The organism is Pseudooceanicola pacificus (assembly GCF_009789075.1).
Taxonomy (GTDB): Bacteria; Pseudomonadota; Alphaproteobacteria; order Rhodobacterales; family Rhodobacteraceae; genus Pseudooceanicola; species Pseudooceanicola pacificus.
In genome coordinates, this window is sequence record NZ_WNXQ01000001.1 from 418,480 (window position 1) to 434,893 (window position 16,414).

13 protein-coding genes and 1 riboswitch are annotated in these 16,414 nt (G+C 68.4%); of the genes, 12 read left to right on the forward strand and 1 reads right to left on the reverse strand.

Annotated features, from left to right (window positions below):
* Positions 1-34: 34 nt before the first annotated feature.
* Positions 35-149, reverse strand: a riboswitch (guanidine-I (ykkC/yxkD leader).
* Positions 150-404: 255 nt separating this feature from the next.
* The 8 genes from modA to GLS40_RS01985 all read left to right on the forward strand — a co-directional run bounded on the left by modA (position 405) and on the right by GLS40_RS01985 (position 9,099).
* Positions 405-1,187: a molybdate ABC transporter substrate-binding protein gene (modA, locus tag GLS40_RS01950; protein ID WP_160380914.1), complete on the forward strand. Its 783-nt coding sequence runs from the start codon at positions 405-407 to the stop codon at positions 1,185-1,187.
* Position 1,188: 1 nt separating this feature from the next.
* On the forward strand, positions 1,189-1,887 hold the full coding sequence (modB, locus tag GLS40_RS01955; protein ID WP_160380915.1) for a molybdate ABC transporter permease subunit: 699 nt from the start codon (positions 1,189-1,191) through the stop codon (positions 1,885-1,887).
* Positions 1,884-2,981, forward strand: coding sequence for a molybdenum ABC transporter ATP-binding protein (modC, locus tag GLS40_RS01960; protein WP_160380916.1), 1,098 nt, complete (start codon positions 1,884-1,886; stop codon positions 2,979-2,981). Before modB ends, modC begins: the two co-directional genes overlap by 4 nt.
* Positions 2,982-3,047: 66 nt before the next feature.
* On the forward strand, positions 3,048-3,794 hold the full coding sequence (locus tag GLS40_RS01965; protein WP_160380917.1) for a tyrosine-protein phosphatase: 747 nt from the start codon (positions 3,048-3,050) through the stop codon (positions 3,792-3,794).
* A gap of 265 nt (positions 3,795-4,059) precedes the next feature.
* Positions 4,060-5,409, forward strand: coding sequence for an ABC transporter substrate-binding protein (locus tag GLS40_RS01970; protein WP_160380918.1), 1,350 nt, complete (start codon positions 4,060-4,062; stop codon positions 5,407-5,409).
* Between the two features lie 25 nt (positions 5,410-5,434).
* Positions 5,435-6,724, forward strand: a complete 1,290-nt coding sequence (locus tag GLS40_RS01975; protein ID WP_160380919.1) for a carbohydrate ABC transporter permease — start codon at positions 5,435-5,437, stop codon at positions 6,722-6,724.
* A gap of 109 nt (positions 6,725-6,833) precedes the next feature.
* Positions 6,834-8,045, forward strand: coding sequence for a carbohydrate ABC transporter permease (locus GLS40_RS01980; protein WP_160380920.1), 1,212 nt, complete (start codon positions 6,834-6,836; stop codon positions 8,043-8,045).
* A 4-nt stretch (positions 8,046-8,049) separates the two neighbouring features.
* Positions 8,050-9,099, forward strand: coding sequence for an ABC transporter ATP-binding protein (locus GLS40_RS01985; protein ID WP_160380921.1), 1,050 nt, complete (start codon positions 8,050-8,052; stop codon positions 9,097-9,099).
* Between the two features lie 133 nt (positions 9,100-9,232).
* Here the strand turns inward: GLS40_RS01985 and GLS40_RS01990 are convergent, their stop codons facing one another.
* Positions 9,233-12,841 carry a hydantoinase B/oxoprolinase family protein gene (locus tag GLS40_RS01990; RefSeq protein WP_160380922.1) on the reverse strand — a complete coding sequence of 1,203 codons (3,609 nt, stop codon included), beginning with the start codon at positions 12,839-12,841 and terminating at the stop codon, positions 9,233-9,235.
* Positions 12,842-12,947: 106 nt separating this feature from the next.
* On the opposite strand from GLS40_RS01990, the gene GLS40_RS01995 reads away from it, so the two are divergent.
* From GLS40_RS01995 to GLS40_RS02010, 4 genes are all read left to right on the forward strand, one after another.
* Positions 12,948-13,904 (forward strand): TRAP transporter substrate-binding protein, encoded by a 957-nt coding sequence (locus tag GLS40_RS01995; RefSeq protein ID WP_160380923.1) that lies wholly within the window; start codon positions 12,948-12,950, stop codon positions 13,902-13,904.
* A 304-nt stretch (positions 13,905-14,208) separates the two neighbouring features.
* Positions 14,209-14,733, forward strand: coding sequence for a TRAP transporter small permease (locus GLS40_RS02000; RefSeq protein ID WP_160380924.1), 525 nt, complete (start codon positions 14,209-14,211; stop codon positions 14,731-14,733).
* Entirely contained in the window at positions 14,730-15,065 is a 336-nt protein-coding gene (locus GLS40_RS02005; protein ID WP_160380925.1) for a hypothetical protein, read from the forward strand. The genes GLS40_RS02000 and GLS40_RS02005 overlap by 4 nt, the downstream gene beginning before the upstream one ends.
* Positions 15,058-16,356, forward strand: a complete 1,299-nt coding sequence (locus GLS40_RS02010) for a TRAP transporter large permease (protein WP_160380926.1) — start codon at positions 15,058-15,060, stop codon at positions 16,354-16,356. The genes GLS40_RS02005 and GLS40_RS02010 overlap by 8 nt, the downstream gene beginning before the upstream one ends.
* Positions 16,357-16,414: the final 58 nt, after the last annotated feature.

A 16,414-nucleotide genomic window follows, 5' to 3' on the forward strand; every position in this document is an offset into this window, starting at 1 on the left:
GAAAGAGAATGGGCGCGGACGGACCGACGCAGTATTCTCCCGGGATTTTGGCCCGCCGTGTGCCCGCGCGGAATTTGCCGCGCCGGTGGCAACTTCTCGGACCTGACCCCGACCGTGACCGGCCGGGCGGAACCCTAAGTGCCCTGCCCCCTCAGCCAAGCACGGCCCCGGCCCGGGGTGTGAGGGTTTTCTGCATGTGCCCCCCGGTTCATGCCGGAAATCGCCCAAAAAGCGGGCGTCCCGGCGGCGATCCGCCCGCCCGGGCGCCATCCGGCGGGGCCGGGCCGGGGGACAGGAGCGGTGAAATGGCGCGGAATCGGGCGTTTGCGGGCTTGCATTTCGTCCGTCCCGGTTGAACTGTCCTGTCGCGTACTGACCGCCGCGTCGGCCACATCGAGGTATTCATGTTTCACAGTGTTTTCCCTTCCGCCCGGGGCATATCCGGGTGGATCGTCGCCGGCCTGCTGACCCTGGCAGGGCCGGTGCAGGCTGCGGATCTGACGATCTTTGCCGCCGCCAGCCTGCGCACCGCGCTCGATTCGGTGGTCGAGGAATGGGAAAGCACGACCGGACTGGACGCCGCCGTATCCTATGCCGGCAGCTCGGCCCTGGCCCGGCAGATCGCCGAGGGCGCGCCGGCGGACATCTTCATTTCGGCCAATGTGGGCTGGATGGATCATGTCGCGGCACTTGGGCTGGTCAAGCAGGGCACGCGGGTCGACATCCTGTCCAGTTCGCTGGTGCTGATCGCGCCGGGGGCCGAGGGCACGCCGATCCCGATCACCCAGGGGCTGAACCTTGCGGGCATGCTGGATGGCGGCAAGCTGGCGATGGCCCTGGTCGATGCGGTTCCGGCGGGCATCTACGGCAAGGCGGCGCTGACCGGGCTGGGCCTGTGGGACAGCGTGGCCGAACAGGTGGCCCAGGCCGACAACGCCCGGGCCGCGCTGGCGCTGGTCGCCACGGGCGAGGCTCCGCTGGGCGTGGTCTATGCCACCGATGCCAATGCCGAACCGCGCGTGCATGTGGTGGGCACCTTCCCCGCCGAAAGCTATCCGCCGATCATCTACCCCGCCGCGATCATCGCGGATGGCAATGTCGCGACGGCCACGGAGTTCATGACGATGCTGCGCGGCGACATCGCCGACGAGATTTTCGCCGCCGAGGGCTTCACCGTACTGGAGTGACATGACCGGCTTGCTTGGCCCCGAGGAATGGCAGGCGGTGGCCCTGTCGCTGAGGGTTGCCTTCTGGGCGACGCTCCTGTCGCTGCCGCCGGGCATCGCCGTGGCCGTGGCGCTGGCGCGCGGGCGTTTCCCGGGGCGGCAGCTGCTCAACGTGCTGGTGCATCTGCCGCTGGTGCTGCCGCCGGTTGTCACGGGCTACCTGCTGCTGCTGACCTTTGGCCGGCGCGGGCCGGCCGGGGCCTTTCTGGCGGATACCTTCGGCATCGTGCTGGCCTTTCGCTGGACCGGCGCGGCGCTGGCGGCGGCGATCATGGGCTTTCCGCTGATGGTGCGCGCCATCAGGCTGGCGGTCGAGGCGGTGGACAGCCGACTGGAGGAAGCCTCGGCCACGCTTGGCGCCTCGCCCCTGCGGGTGTTCCTGACGGTGACCCTGCCGCTGATCCTGCCCGGGGTGCTGGCCGGGGCGATCCTGTCCTTTGCCAAGGCCATGGGCGAATTCGGCGCCACCATCACCTTTGTGTCCAACATCCCGGGCGAGACGCAGACCCTGCCCTCGGCGATCTATGCCTTCCTGCAGGTGCCGGGGGGTGAATCCGCGGCGCTGCGGCTGGTGCTGATCTCGATCGCCATCGCGATGCTGGCGCTTGTCGCCTCGGAATACCTGTCGCGGGCCGTGGCCCGGCGGATCGGCGCGGTATGAGCCTGTCGGTCGCGATACGCCACAGCTTTGGCAATGTGACCGTCGACGCGGCATTTGACGCGCCCGAGGGGGTGACCGCCCTGTTCGGACGCTCCGGCGCGGGCAAGACCACGGTGGCCAATGCGGTGGCCGGGCTGCTTCGCCCGCAATCCGGGCGAATCGTGCTGCAGGGCCGGGTGCTGCTGGACAGCGGGCGGGGCGTGAACCTGCCGCCGCACCACCGCCGCATCGGCTATGTCTTTCAGGAGGGGCGGCTGTTCCCGCATCTCTCGGTGCGCGGCAACCTGGCCTATCCCGGGCGGTTCGCCGGGCGGCGCCCCCCGGCGGCAGAGTTCGACCGCGTGGTCGGGATGCTGGGTATCGGGGATCTGCTGGACCGGCAACCGCAACGCCTGTCGGGCGGCGAGAAGCAGCGCGTCGCCATCGGCCGCGCCCTGCTGTCGGCCCCCGAGGCGCTGCTGATGGACGAACCGCTTGCCGCGCTCGACGCCGCGCGGAAGGAAGAGATCCTGCCCTATCTCGAAGCGCTGCGCGACGAGGCGCGGATCCCCATCCTCTATGTCTCGCATGCGATGGACGAGGTCGCGCGCCTGGCCACCACGCTGGTGCTGATGTCGGGCGGGCGGGTCCTGCGCGCCGGACCGGCGGCCGAGCTGCTGGCCGACCCCGAGCTGGCCCCGATGATCGGCCTGCGCGACGCCGGGGCGCTGCTGTCGGGGCGGCTGACCCGGCATCACCCCGACGGGCTGAGCGAGGTCGCCGTGTCGGGCGGCCCGCTGTTCCTGCCGCATGTGGCGGCGGATCCCGGCACCGCGCTGCGCATCCGGATCGAGGCGCAGGACATCATCCTGTCGCGCAACCGGCCCGAGGGGCTGTCGGCGCTGAACATCCTGCCCGCCACGGTCACCGCCGTGCACAGCGGCGAGGGCCCCGGCGTGATGATCCAGCTGCGCACCGGGGACGAGATGCTGCTGGCCCGCCTCACCCGCCGCTCGGCCGAGGCGCTGGCCCTTGTCCCGGGCACGCCCTGCCACGCGGTGGTCAAGTCGGTGGCGGTGGCGCGCGGCAATGTGGGCCGGGCAAAAAACGACTGAGGCCGGTTGTTTCGACCACCGATAAAAGCCAATGTTCCGCCGGGACAGCAGCACCGGGACAGAGACGTGACCACGACCACAAAGACCCCCGCCCTCAGCGGCATTCACAACGTCAGGGATCTGGGCGGCCACCCGCTGGCCGGTGGCGGCAGCACCCGCTACGGCGCCTTCCTGCGCGGCGACGCCCTGCGCGGGCTGGACAGCGACGGGCTGCGCGCGCTGCTCGACTCGGGTCTGAGAACCATCGTCGACCTGCGCTCCCATGCCGAGGTGGCGGACGGGCCGAACCCGCTGGCCGGGCATTCCGACATCGCCTATCACCACATCCCGCTTTACGACGGACTTGCCACGATCGAGGCGATGGCCGAGGCGCATCCCAACGGGTTCGACATGGGCCTGCGCTATCGCGCCGCGATGGACAGCTGCCAGCCCGCGCTGGCCGAGGCGCTGGGCCTGCTGGCACAGGCGGGCGAGGGCACGGCCCTGTTCCATTGCACCGCCGGCAAGGACCGGACCGGGGTGATCGCCGCCCTTCTGCTGGGCCATGCCGGTGTCGGCGCCGAGGCGGTTGTCGCCGATTACGCGATGACGGCCAGCTATGGCGCCGGGCTGATCGACGTGCTCAGGCAAAAGGCGCTGGCCCGGGGCACCGATCCCGACCGGGCGGAACGCGTGCTGGCCTCGCGCCCCGAGACGATGCAGGCGACGCTGATCTGGCTGGACCAGACCTATGGCGGCGCGACCTCCTACATGCAGCGCATCGGTGTCAGCTCGGGGGATTGCGACGCGCTCAGGGCCCGGCTGGCGGGCTGAACGGCCGTCGCCGCGCCCGGCCCGGGGTGACGCGGATCAGTGACAGCTTCCTTGACAGCGCGCCGTCGAGCGACATGATTGACCCCACGGGGCCCAGGCCGGACCGGTCGGCCCGATCCACCGGGCGCGTTCGCGGGCCCGGTCAGATGTCGCCCCTGGGGCGGCAGGGAGGAGATCGCGACACCTCGCCCGCGCCGGGCTGCCGGAGTGCGATGTCATCCCGCTTGCCGAACTGAAATCGACCTGTGTCCCGTGGGAGGATGACATGACCCTTTTCAATATCCGCACACCCCTTGTAGCCGCCCTGGCCCTCACCACCTCGGCCCTGGCCGTGCAGGCGGCCGACCTGCGGTTCTGGACGACCGAGGAACAGCCCGAGCGGCTGGCCCGCCAGCAGGAGATGGCCAAGAAGTTCGAAGAGATGAGCGGCAATTCGGTCGAGGTGATCCCGGTGACCGAAAGCGAGCTGGGCACCCGCGCCACCGCGGCCTATGCCGCCGGCGACCTGCCCGACGTGATCTACCACACGCTGCAATACGCCCTGCCCTGGGCCGAGGCCGGGATCCTCGACAGCGAGGCCGCGACCGAGGTGGTCGAGGAGCTGGGCGAGGACACCTTTGCCCCCGGCGCGCTGGAGATGGCGGCCTTTGACGGCGGTGTCGCCTCGGTCCCGGTGGATGGCTGGACGCAGATGATCCTCTATCGCAAGGATCTGTTCGAAGAGGCCGGGCTTGAGCCGCCGACCACCTATGCCAATGTGGTCGCCGCCATCGACAAGCTGAGCAACCCGCCCGAGATGTACGGATTCGTCGCCGCGACCAAGGTCGACGACAACTTCATGTCCCAGGTGCTGGAACATGTCTTCCTTGCCAATGGTATCTCTCCGGTCGGGCCGGACGGGTTCAAGCCGCTGGACGAGAAAAAGACGGTCGAGGCGCTGGAGTTCTACAAGAAGATTGCCGAGGCGAGCCCTCCGGGCGATCTGTTCTGGAAGCAGTCGCGCGAGGTTTATTTCGCCGGGGATGCGGCAATGATCATCTGGTCGCCCTTCATCCTGGACGAGCTGGCCGGGCTGCGCGACAGCGCCCCGCCCACGATCACCGACGACCCGACCAGCGGCGAACTGGCGTCGAAGACCGGGATCGTGACCAACTTTGCCGGGCCCTCGAACCCCGACGGCGCCGCATGGGCCGAGATGAACCTCTTCGGGATCACCGCCGATGCCGAGCTGGACGAGGCGATGGATTTCGTGAAGTTCTCGATGGGCGACGGCTACATGAGCACCCTGTCGATCGCGCCCGAGGGCAAGTTTCCGATCCGCCGCGGCACCGCCGAGGAGCCCGAGAAATTTGCCGATGCCTGGTCGAAGCTGGACGTGGGTGTCGACCGCAAGGCCCCGCTGGCGGACCTCTATGCGCCCGAGATGATCTCGGAAATCGTGGGCGGGCTGGATGTCGCGAAACGCTGGGGGGTCGAGGAAGGGCAGCTGGCGCTTGCCTCGAAGATGGTGAACACGCAGATCATCAACCGTCTGGTGCGGGAATATATCGACGGCGCGCGCAGCGCCGAAGAGACCGTTGCCATGATGAACGACGAACTCTCCAAGGTTCAGTGATGAGACCCGACGGCAGGGGCCGCGCATGAGCGTGGCCCCCGATCCGGCCACCGAACCCGCCCCGGTTCAGCCGCCGCCCGCCGCGACACCGCCCGGCGGGCGGGGCGCGCTCGCCCGGCGCGAGGCGCGGTTGGCCTGGCAGCTGCTGCTGCCGACGGTTCTGGCAGTGTCGCTGGTGGTGATCGTGCCGCTGCTGGCGATCTTCTGGATATCGTTCAAGCCGGTGGGCCTGGCCGACCTGCGCCCGCCCGCGCCGGTGGTGCGCGAGCGGCTGCGCGGGGATGCGGCGGAGGGCGACCTGCGGATCGAGTACCGGCTGCGCAATTCGTCCCGCGACGAGCCGATCCGGGGTGTCACGCTGAGCGATACGCTGCCGGATGGCATTGCCGTGAGCGGCGAAATCACCGGGCCCTGCACGGTCGAGGGGAACGCGATAAGCTGCGATTTCGGCGATCTGGAGGGCGGCGCGCGGGCCGAGGCCGAGATCCCCGTGACCCTGACGGGCGATGCCGAGGCGCTGGAAGCGGCGGCCGAGGGGTCGGAGCCCGTGGTGACGGGCGAGGCCAGGAACATCCTGACCAACGGCGAATTCACCCTGGCCAATTTCGCCCGCATCTTCGACGGGTCGGAGTTCTGGGGCGTGATCGGGGTGACGATCTTTTACACCTTCTTCGGCACGGTGGGCGCGCTGGTGGTGGGCCTGTTCGCCGCGATGCTGCTGGACCGGTCGTTCCGCGGGCAGGGCATCCTGCGCGGGCTGTTCCTGTTTCCCTATGTGGCGCCGGTGATCGCCGTGGCCTTCACCTGGGTCACGCTGTTCGATCCCTTCTCGGGCTCGGCCAATGCGCTGCTGCTGCAGATGGGGGTGACGCAGGAGGCGATCAACTTCTTCGGGCAGAAGCCGCTGGCCTTGATCATGGTCACGCTGTTCGAGGTCTGGCGGTACTTTCCCCTGTCGTTCCTGTTCATCCTGGCGCGCATGCAGTCGATCGACACCGACATGTACGAGGCGGCGGACATGGATGGCGCCTCGCCCTTCCAGAAGTTCTGGTACCTTTCGGTGCCGCAGCTGCTGGGGATCCTGTCGGTGCTGTTCCTGCTGCGGTTCATCTGGACCTTCAACAAGTTCGACGACATCTTCCTGCTGACCGGGGGCAATGCGGGCACGCGGGTGCTGACGGTGAATGTCTACGAGCAGGCCTTTGCCGTGTCCAACATCGGGGCGGGGGCGGCCGTGGCGGTGGTGATCTTCGCCTGCCTGGTGCTGTTTTCGGTCTTCTTCTTCCGGGTGATGAGCCGGGAGGAAGGGTTGTGAGCGCCGGGCAGTGCCATGTTGCGCCGCCCTGTTCGGGCGTCGCGCGGCGGGGGGCTCTGCCCCCCGCACCCCCCGGGATATTTCCGGCCAGAGGAAGGGGGAGGCGCGCATGAGATGGATGCGGCATGGCATGGTGGCCGGGCCGGTGCTGGGGGTCCTGTGGTGCCTGACCGTTGCGGTGACGGTGGCAGTTGCTATGAGCTTTGTCACCGGGAGCGGGTTCCGCCCGGGGCTGATCGGCGTGCTGGTCGCGGGGGCCGCGATCGGCTGGCCCGCCCTGCGCGTCAGCCGGCCGGTCCGGGTGGGAATCGGGGTGATCGTCGTCGCGGCGCTGAGCCTGGCCGGGTTCGGCCCGGTGCTGCCCGGCCCGGGCGTGGCGATGGCCTCGTTGGCCGTGGCGGTGCTGGCCACGGGCGGCGCACTTGGCGCGGGGGTGGCGGTGATCATGGCCGGCTGCCCGCCCGGCGCGATGACACGGCACCAGTTCGAGGCGGCGGTGATCCGGTTCCTCGTGGGCTTTGGCTATGTCTTCTTCACCGCCATCGTGGTGATCCCCTTCTTCGTCATGGTGATGACCAGCCTGAAATCGCAGCAGGCGTTGCTGCAGAACCCGCTGGATTTCTCGGTCGACCTGTCGCGGGGGACGGACCTGTTCCGGTCCTATGTCGAGCTGTTCCGCGATTTCCGGTTCGGCAGCTATCTCTGGACCTCGTTCTACGTCTCGGTGCTGACGGTGCTGATCACGCTGGCCTTCAGCGTGCCCGGCGCCTATGCGGTCGCGCGGCTCAGGTTCCGGGGGCGGGCGGCGTTTTCGCGTTCGATCCTGCTGATCTACATGGTGCCGATGATCGTGCTGGCCCTGCCGATCTATATCGCCTTTTCCATGACCGGGCTGCGCAACACTTTGTTCGGCATCGTCATCGTCTACCCGGTGACCACGATCCCGGTCGCGCTCTACATGCTGCAGGGCTATTTCCGCGGCCTGCCGGGCGAGGTGGAGGAGGCCGGGCTGATGGACGGGCTGAGCCGGCTGGCGGTGATCTGGAAGATCACCCTGCCGCTGTCGCTGCCGGCGCTGGCCTCGGTCTCGCTCTATGTCTTCATGATCGCTTGGAACGAGTTCCTGCTGGCCTTCATGCTGCTGGACGATCCGTCGAAATTCACCCTCACCCGGGGGGTGGCGATGCTGAATTCCAGCGAGATCCCGCGCCAGCACCTGATGGCGGGCGCGGTGATCGCGACGGTGCCGATCATGGCGCTGTTCCTGGGGCTGGAGCGGTTCATGACGCGCGGCCTGACGGCCGGGTCGGTGAAAGGATAGTCGGATGGGTGCGATCACGCTGAAGGGCGTCGAGAAATGGTTCGGGCCGGCGCAGGTGATCAAGGGGATCGACCTGGAGGTCGGCGCCGGCGAATTTGTCGTCTTCGTCGGGCCTTCGGGCTGTGGCAAGTCCACCCTGCTGCGGATGATCGGCGGGCTGGAAGACACCAGCCGCGGGCAGATCCTGATCGACGGCAGCGATGTGACCGACCAGCCGCCCAGCGGGCGCGGGCTGACCATGGTGTTCCAGAGCTACGCGCTTTACCCGCATATGACGGTCGGGGAAAACATGGGCTTCTCGCTCAAGACCGCCGGGGCGCCGAAACCCGAGATCGAGGCCAAGGTGGCCGCCGCCGCCGAAGTGCTGAAGCTGGAGCCCCTGCTGGAGCGCCGCCCCAAGGATCTGAGCGGCGGGCAGCGGCAGCGCGTCGCCATCGGGCGGTCCATCGTGCGCGAGCCGACGGCATTCCTGTTCGACGAGCCGCTGTCGAACCTGGACGCCGCGCTCAGGGTCGAGATGCGCTATGAGATCGCCAAGCTGCACCGGCGGCTGAAGAAGGCGATGATCTACGTCACCCACGACCAGGTCGAGGCGATGACCCTGGCGGACCGGATCGTGGTGCTGGACGCCGGGCGGATCGCGCAGGTCGGCTCGCCCCGCGCGCTGTACGAGCGGCCGGCGAACCTGTTCGTTGCGCAGTTCATCGGCTCGCCCAAGATGAATGTCATGGCGTGCAGCGCCTCGGGCGGGGACTGGTCGCTGGAGGCCGGGCGCGGCGGCAGCGGGGCGCCGGACGGGTCCGTACGGGTCGGCATCAGGCCGGAGCATGTGACGCTCGCCGCACCGGGAGAGGGGCAGTGCGACGGGATGGTCGACGTGGTCGAATATCTTGGCGCGGACAGCTTTGTCGTGCTCGATTGCGGGCCCTCGGGGCCAATCACCGTGCGGGTGACCGGCGACACCGACCTGGCCCCCGGGGACCGCGCCGGGCTGGTGTTCGATCCGGCGCGGCTGGTGTTCTTCGATGACGCCGGTCTGGCTTTGTGGGCGTGACCGTACCCAAGGGTACGGTCATTTGAGCCGTGCGCAAAGCGGCCAAGGGGCGGGCCCGATCTGACGCGCGGGGCAGGGCCGCTCTGGCCCGTGTCCTAAAAGCCCTGAACCTTACGCAGGCGGCCGGCGCGGACTAGGCCTTGCGGCCCCAGCCGCCGCCGCCCGGTGTCAGCATTTCGAACGCATCGCCGGACTTCAGCGACACCTCGGCATTGCCCGGCACCACCTCGCGCGTGCCATCCGCCCGCAGCACCGCGTTTTCCCCGCAGGCCCCCGGTTCGCCGCCATCCCCGCCCGGCGGCGGGACCAGGCGGTGCGAGGACAGGGTGGTGACGGTGACATCCTCCAGGAACCGGACCACGCGGTGAATGCCGTCGCCGCCATGCCATGTGCCGCCGCCGCCCGACCCGGCCCGCAGGCCGAACCGGTCGACGCGGACCGGAAAGCGGGTTTCCAGCACCTCGGGGTCGGTCATCAACGTGTTGGTCATGTGCGAATGCACCCCTGACGCGCCGTCGAACCCCGGGCCCGCGCCGGTGCCGCCCGCGATGGTTTCGTAGTTCTGGAAGCGGGCGTTGCCCCAGACGAAGTTGTTCATCGTCCCCTGCGATCCGGCAATCACCCCGAGCGCGCCGAACAGGCAGTCGGCAATCGCCTGGCTGACCTCGGTATTGCCCGAGATCACGGCGGCCGGGTGCACCGGGTTGATCATCGAGGCCTCGGGCAGGACCAGCTTCAACGGTTTCAGGCAGCCCTCGTTCATCGGGATGTCGCGCCCGACCAGCGTGCGGAAGACATAGAGCGTCACCGCCGTGGTGATGGAGCGCGGCGCATTGTAATTGCCCGGATGCTGCGGCGAGGTGCCGGTGAAATCCAGCACCGCCTCGCCCTTGTCGGCATCGACGGAGATACGCACCCGTATCTGCGATCCGTCGTCCAGCGGATAGGTGCATGCGCCGTCCTTGAGCGAGGTGATGACCTGGCGCACGCTGGCCTCGGCATTGGCCTGCACATGGGCCATATAGGCCAGCACCGTGTCGGTCCCGAAGGTGTCGATCATGCGCCCGACCTCGGCGATGCCGGTGGCATTGGCGGCGACCTGCGCCTCCAGGTCGGCGAGGTTGTCGTCGATGTTGCGGCAGGGATAGGTGCCCGAGCCGAGCAGCGCGCGCGTTTCGGCCTCGCGCAGGGTGCCGCCGCGCACCAGCAGGAAGTTGTCGATGACGACGCCCTCCTCCTCGATATGGCGCGAGTCGGGCGGGGCGGAGCCGGGGGTGCGCCCGCCGATATCCGCATGATGCCCGCGCGAGCCGACATAGAACAGGATCTCTTGCCCCGCCTTGTCGAAGACGGGGGTGATCACGGTCACGTCCGGCAGGTGGGTGCCGCCGTTGAACGGTGCGTTCAGCATATAGGCATCGCCGGGGCGTATCTGACCCGCGTTCAGCCGCGCCACGGTGCGCACCGAGTCGGACATCGAGCCGAGGTGCACCGGAACATGCGGCGCATTGGCGACAAGGTTGCCCTGCCCGTCGAAGAGGGCGCAGGAGAAATCCAGCCGTTCCTTGATGTTGACCGAATAGGCCGTGTTGGCCAGCGTCGCGCCCATCTGTTCGGCGATGGACATGAAGAGATTGTTGAACACCTCCAGCAGGATCGGGTCGGCCTCGGTGCCAAGCGCATGTTCGCCCTGCCGCGCCTCCGTCCGGTCGAGGATCAGGTTGCCCGCAGTGTCGATCCGGGCAGACCAGCCGGGTTCGATCACGTTCGTGCCGGTGGATTCGGTGATGATCGCAGGCCCGGTAACCTTGACCCCGGCGGCCAGGGTATCGCGGTCGTAGAGCGGCACCTCGCGCGCGCTGCCGCCCATATGGGTCGGCAGATGGGCAAGCGGTTCACCACTGTGCGACCCTGCGGGCACGGGGGCCTCGGCATCGTCGGTGGTGCCGATGGCCTCGACGCTCAGCATCTCGATCAGCAGCGCCCGGTCGGGATTGGCAAAGCCGAAGCGGGTCTCGTGCAGGGTGGTGAAGGCGTCCTTCATCCCGGCCGCGGTGTCAAAGGGCACCTCCAGCGTCTGGTGGGACCCGGAATAGCGCAGATGCGCCCGGGCTTCGGTACGTATGCGTCCGGCGGCAATGCCCTGACCTGCAACCTCGGTCACCGCCTCGTCCTGCATCCGCGCAATCTCGCGCCCGGCGGCGTCGGTGTCGTCCAGCGGCTTGCCGAACTGCGCCTCGCGCAGCGCCCGGATGTCGGCCAGGCCCATGCCGAAGGCCGACAATACCCCGGCGTAGGGATGGATGAAGACCCGCGTCATGCCAAGCGCATCGGCCACCAGACAGGCATGCTGCCCCCCGGCCCCGCCAAAGCAGTTGAGCGTGTAGCGTGTCACGTCATAGCCGCGTTCGACGCTGATCTTCTTGATTGCCTGCGCCATGTTCTGCACGGCGATGCGCAAAAAGCCTTCGGCGGTTTCCTCGGGCGTCAGGGCCGGCTTGCCGGTGGCTTCGGCGATCTCGGCGGCCAGCGCCTGGAACTTCTCGCGCACGATGTCGGCGTTCAGCGGTTCGTCGCCCTTTGGGCCAAAGACATGCGGGAAATGCGCGGGCGACAGCTTGCCCAGCATCACGTTGCAGTCGGTCACCGTCAGCGGCCCGCCGCGCCGGTAGCAGGCCGGCCCCGGATCGGCCCCGGCGCTTTCCGGCCCGACCTGATACCGCCCCTCGCGGAAGGCCAGGATCGACCCGCCGCCCGCCGCGACCGTATGGATATGCATCATGGGCGAGCGCATGCGCACCCCGGCGACCTGGGTTTCAAAGCTGCGCTCGTAGGCGCCCGCGTAATGGCACACATCGGTCGAGGTGCCGCCCATGTCGAACCCGATCAGCCGGTCGAACCCGGCAGCTTCGGCGGTGCGGACCATGCCGACGACACCCCCGGCGGGGCCCGACAGGATCGCGTCGCGCCCCTGGAACAGCCTGGCATCCGTCAGACCGCCCGAGGACTGCATGAAGAACAGCCGTTCGCAGGCGCCATCGGCCCCCACATCCAGCGCCCCGGCGACCCGGTCGACATAGCGGCGCAGCACGGGCGAGAGATAGGCGTCGACCACGGCGGTATCCCCCCGCGCGACCAGCTTGATCAGGCCCGAAGCCTGGTGCGAGGGGGTTATCTGGGTGAAACCTTCCTCGGCCGCGATCTCGGCGGCGCGCAGTTCATGCACCGGATTCAGGTAGCCGTGCATCGTGGCGATGGCGACCGAGGCGATCCCCTCGGCCCGCGCGGCGCGCAGGGCGGCGCGGGTGGCCTCTTCGTCCAGCGGGGTCAGCACCGTGCCATCCGCGGCCAGCCGTTCGGGCAGTTCGGCCACGCGGGCGTAGAGCAGTTCGGGCAGGCGGATGTGCAGGTCGAACAGGCGCGGGCGGGCCTGGGTGCCGATTCGCAGCAGGTCGGCAAAGCCTTCGGTGATCAGCAGCAGCGTCGGCGTGCCCTTGCGCTCCAGCAGGGCGTTGGTGGCCACCGTGGTGCCCATCTTGACCGCCTCGATCCCGCCCCGGGGGAAGTCCTGCACGCCCATGAGGCGGCGGATCCCTTCGACGGCGGCATCCTCGTAAAGCTCGGGATTCTCGGACAAAAGCTTGGTCGTGTGCAGGGCCCCGCCGGGCGCCCGTCCGACCAGGTCGGTAAAGGTGCCGCCACGGTCCACCCAGAACTGCCACTTTTCCGTGCTGCCCGTCATCCGCCACGCCTCCGCTGAAAAAACCTGTTGCTTTTAGTTCCAGAACGTTGTCACTTTGTCAACGTTATACCAACGAAGTGACCCAACAGATCACAGGGAGACCACCATGCTACGCTTTGCACTGCCGATTGCCGCGGCACTTGCCACGCCGCTTGCGGCCGAGAGCTGGGACATGCCCACGCCCTATGGCGATACCACCTTCCACACCGTCAACATCATGGAATTCGCCAAGGAGATCGCCGAGACCACCAACGGCGCACTTGAGATCACCGTGCATTCGGCCGGCTCTCTCTTCCCGCATGGCGAGATCAAAAACGCCGTCCGCTCGCGCCAGGTGCCGATAGGCGAGTTCTTCCTGTCGACTCTGGCGAACGAGGACCTTGCCTTCGGCATGGATTCGCAGCCCTTCCTCGCGACCTCCTATGACGAGGCGGCCAAACTCTGGGAGGCGCAGAAGCCGGTGATCACCGAGCTGCTGGCCGAACAGAACCTGATGCCGCTTTACGCCGTGCCGTGGCCGGCGCAGGGGCTCTACACCAAGAAGGAAATCAAGACGGTCGCGGATCTGAGCGGGCTGCGCTTCCGCGCCTATAACGCCGCGCTGGAGGAATTCGCCGCCCTCGCCGGCGCCGCCCCGGTGCAGGTCGAGGCGCCGGATATCCCGCAGGCCTTTTCCACCGGCCAGGTCGAAGCGATGATCACCTCGCCCTCCACCGGCGCCAACTCCAAGGCCTGGGATTTCCTGTCGCATTACACCCCGATCAACGCCTGGGTGCCCAAGAACATCGTGGTGGTGAACAAGCGCATGTTCGACGCGCTGGACCCTTCCGTACAGCAGGCCGTGATGACCGCCGCCGCCAATGCCGAGGCGCGCGGGCTTGAGATGTCGATGGCCGAGGCGGATGCCAAGACCAAGGAGCTGGCCGACAACGGGATCATCGTCTACGAGCCCTCGCCGGACCTGGTCGCCGGGCTGAAGAAGATCGGCGCCGAGATGCTGGCGAAATGGAATGCCAATGCCTCGGACCAGGCAAAGGCCGTTCTGTCGGCTTACGAGAAGTGACCCAGGGGTCCCGGGCCTGCCCCGGGACCTTCGGCTTCGGTGAGGTGCGGTTGAGCCGCGCACCGTCGTCCCGGGGCCGGGCACCACGGTCGTCCTGCGAAACGTCATCCCGGGCCTGACCCGGGAACTCCCGGGGCCTTCCCCCGCCAAGGGCATGGCGCCTTTGACAACGAGGTCCCGGGTCAGGCCCGGGACAACGTCTGGCGCAAAGGGATGCCGCGCCCGACACCGCCCGCCTCAAGTGACAACACCATTGCCCAACCACCCCGCCCCATCCGAACATTCCGGCATCGAGGGAGAGACCATGCGAAGACTACTGGACGGCCTTTACCGCCTGTCGGGCGGCATCGCGGCGGCGTTGATCCTCGGGATCTGCCTGCTGATCTCGGCCCAGATCGTGCTCAACATCACCGCCCGCGTCATGGGCCCGGGGTGGAGCTGGACGATCCCTTCCTATGCCGATTTCTCGGGGTACATGCTGGCCAATGCCTCGTTCCTCGCCCTGGCCCATACGCTGCGGGAGGGCGGGCATATCCGCGTGTCGCTGGTCACTTCGCGCCTGCCCGCACGGGTCGCGCTGGTGGCCGAGGTCTTCTGCCTGGCCCTGGCCATCGGGCTGGCGGGGTTTGCGGGGTATTTTCTTGTCGGCCTCATGGGCGAGAGCCTGAAGTATGGCGACACCTCCACCGGGATCGTCGCGATCCCGCTATGGATTCCGCAGTCGGGCGTCACGCTGGGGGCGGGGATACTCGTCCTCGCCCTGCTCGACACGCTGGTCGGGACACTGCGCACCGGCGCGCCGGTCCTGCCCGAAGGTGGCGAGGCATGAGCGCGGCCCGGCAGGCCCCCGCGCGCCGCGTCCACAGCGGCACGGGGCCGGTCGACAGCACGTCGCGGCTGGCAAATGGCGTGGCCATGTCGCGCGTGGCGGTGGACAGTCGCAAGGGCAGCGCACCCATAGGCAGCGCACGCGCGGGCATCGCACCCACAGGCGTCGCAAGCACCGGGACCGCACCCACAGACAGCGCGCGCACCGGCACGGCAAGCACCGGCAGCGCGCGCGCGGCCCCTGGCCGGGGTGCGCCAGCCGGGATGCGCGGGACCGCCCTGCCCCCAGCCGTGACATCCCTCTTCCCGCTCAAGGACGCCCCGCATGTCTGATCCGTTGATCGCGCTGACGCTCCTCGCCCTGCTGATCGGGCTGCTGGCCCTCGGGGTCTGGGTCGCCTTTGCCCTGATGGCCGTGGCACTGGTCGCCATTGTCGCCTTCTCCAACGCGCCGGTCGGGCTGGTGATGGCCACCACGCTCTGGGGTCATTCGCATGGCTGGGCGCTGGCGGCGCTGCCCCTGTTCATCCTGATGGGCGAGGTTCTGCTGCGATCCCGGCTGAGCCAGGACATGTTCAGCGGCATCGCCCCGTGGATCAGCCGCTTTCCGGGCCGCCTGCTGCATGTGAACATCCTGGGCTGCGCCATCTTCGCCGCAGTGTCGGGATCCTCCGCGGCCACGGCGGCGACCATCGGGCGGATGTCGGTGCCCGAGCTGAAATCGCGCGGCTACCCGGAAAGCATGATCCTGGGCACGCTGGCCGGATCGGCCACGCTGGGCCTGCTGATCCCGCCGTCGATCATCCTGATCGTCTATGGCGTCGCGACGGAACAGAGCATCGCGCGCCTCTTCATCGCCGGCGTTCTGCCGGGGGTGATGCTGGTGAGCCTCTTCGCGCTCTATGTCGCGGGCTATGCCTGGGCGCGCCCCGGGTCGATCCCGCGCGAGCCGTCCTTTACCTGGCGCGAACGCATCCATGCCTCGCGCCGGCTGATCCCGGTGGCGCTGCTGATCCTCGGGGTGATCGGGTCGATCTACACCGGCATCGCCTCGCCCACCGACGCGGCGGCGCTTGGCGTGATCCTGTCGGTGATCCTCGCCTTCGCCTCGGGCAGCTTCTCGTGGAAACTGTTTGGCGAGGCACTGATGTCGGCCACCCGGACCTCGGCCATGATCGCCTTCATCCTCGTCTCGGCGGCCTTCCTGTCGATTTCGATGGGGTTCACCGGGCTGCCGCGCAACCTCGCCGCCTGGATATCGACCCTGGGACTCAGCCAGGGGGCGCTGCTGGCGGCGCTCACGGTGTTCTTCGTGGTGCTGGGCTGCTTCCTCGACGGGATATCGGTGGTGGTGCTGACCACCTCGATCATCATGCCGATGGTGCAGGCGGCGGGGATCGACCCGCTGTGGTTCGGCATCTACCTGGTGATCGTGGTCGAGATGAGCCAGATCACCCCGCCGGTCGGGTTCAACCTGTTTGTCATCCAGGGGCTGACAGGAATCGACATCCTGCGCATCGCGGTCGCGGCCCTGCCGTTCTTTGGCCTGCTGTTGCTGGGGGTGTTGCTGATCACGCTGTTCCCGGGGATCGTGACGTTCCTCCCTTCCGCCATGGGGCGGTGAGGGCAACGGCCCCTTCCCGACCCGGGCGGGGGCACAGGCCGGGGGCGGGCATCCAGCC

Excerpts from the sequence above, each read along its gene's own strand:
- modA (WP_160380914.1), top strand. The coding sequence starts at position 405 with ATGTTTCACAGTGTTTTCCCTTCCGCCCGGGGCATATCCGGGTGGATC.
- GLS40_RS02000 (WP_160380924.1), top strand. The coding sequence starts at position 14,209 with ATGCGAAGACTACTGGACGGCCTTTACCGCCTGTCGGGCGGCATCGCG.
- GLS40_RS01995 (WP_160380923.1), top strand. The coding sequence starts at position 12,948 with ATGCTACGCTTTGCACTGCCGATTGCCGCGGCACTTGCCACGCCGCTT.
- modB (WP_160380915.1), top strand. The coding sequence starts at position 1,189 with ATGACCGGCTTGCTTGGCCCCGAGGAATGGCAGGCGGTGGCCCTGTCG.
- GLS40_RS01990 (WP_160380922.1), bottom strand. The coding sequence starts at position 12,841 with ATGACGGGCAGCACGGAAAAGTGGCAGTTCTGGGTGGACCGTGGCGGC.
- GLS40_RS01985 (WP_160380921.1), top strand. The coding sequence starts at position 8,050 with ATGGGTGCGATCACGCTGAAGGGCGTCGAGAAATGGTTCGGGCCGGCG.
- GLS40_RS02010 (WP_160380926.1), top strand. The coding sequence starts at position 15,058 with ATGTCTGATCCGTTGATCGCGCTGACGCTCCTCGCCCTGCTGATCGGG.
- modC (WP_160380916.1), top strand. The coding sequence starts at position 1,884 with ATGAGCCTGTCGGTCGCGATACGCCACAGCTTTGGCAATGTGACCGTC.
- GLS40_RS01980 (WP_160380920.1), top strand. The coding sequence starts at position 6,834 with ATGAGATGGATGCGGCATGGCATGGTGGCCGGGCCGGTGCTGGGGGTC.
- GLS40_RS02005 (WP_160380925.1), top strand. The coding sequence starts at position 14,730 with ATGAGCGCGGCCCGGCAGGCCCCCGCGCGCCGCGTCCACAGCGGCACG.
- GLS40_RS01975 (WP_160380919.1), top strand. The coding sequence starts at position 5,435 with ATGAGCGTGGCCCCCGATCCGGCCACCGAACCCGCCCCGGTTCAGCCG.
- GLS40_RS01970 (WP_160380918.1), top strand. The coding sequence starts at position 4,060 with ATGACCCTTTTCAATATCCGCACACCCCTTGTAGCCGCCCTGGCCCTC.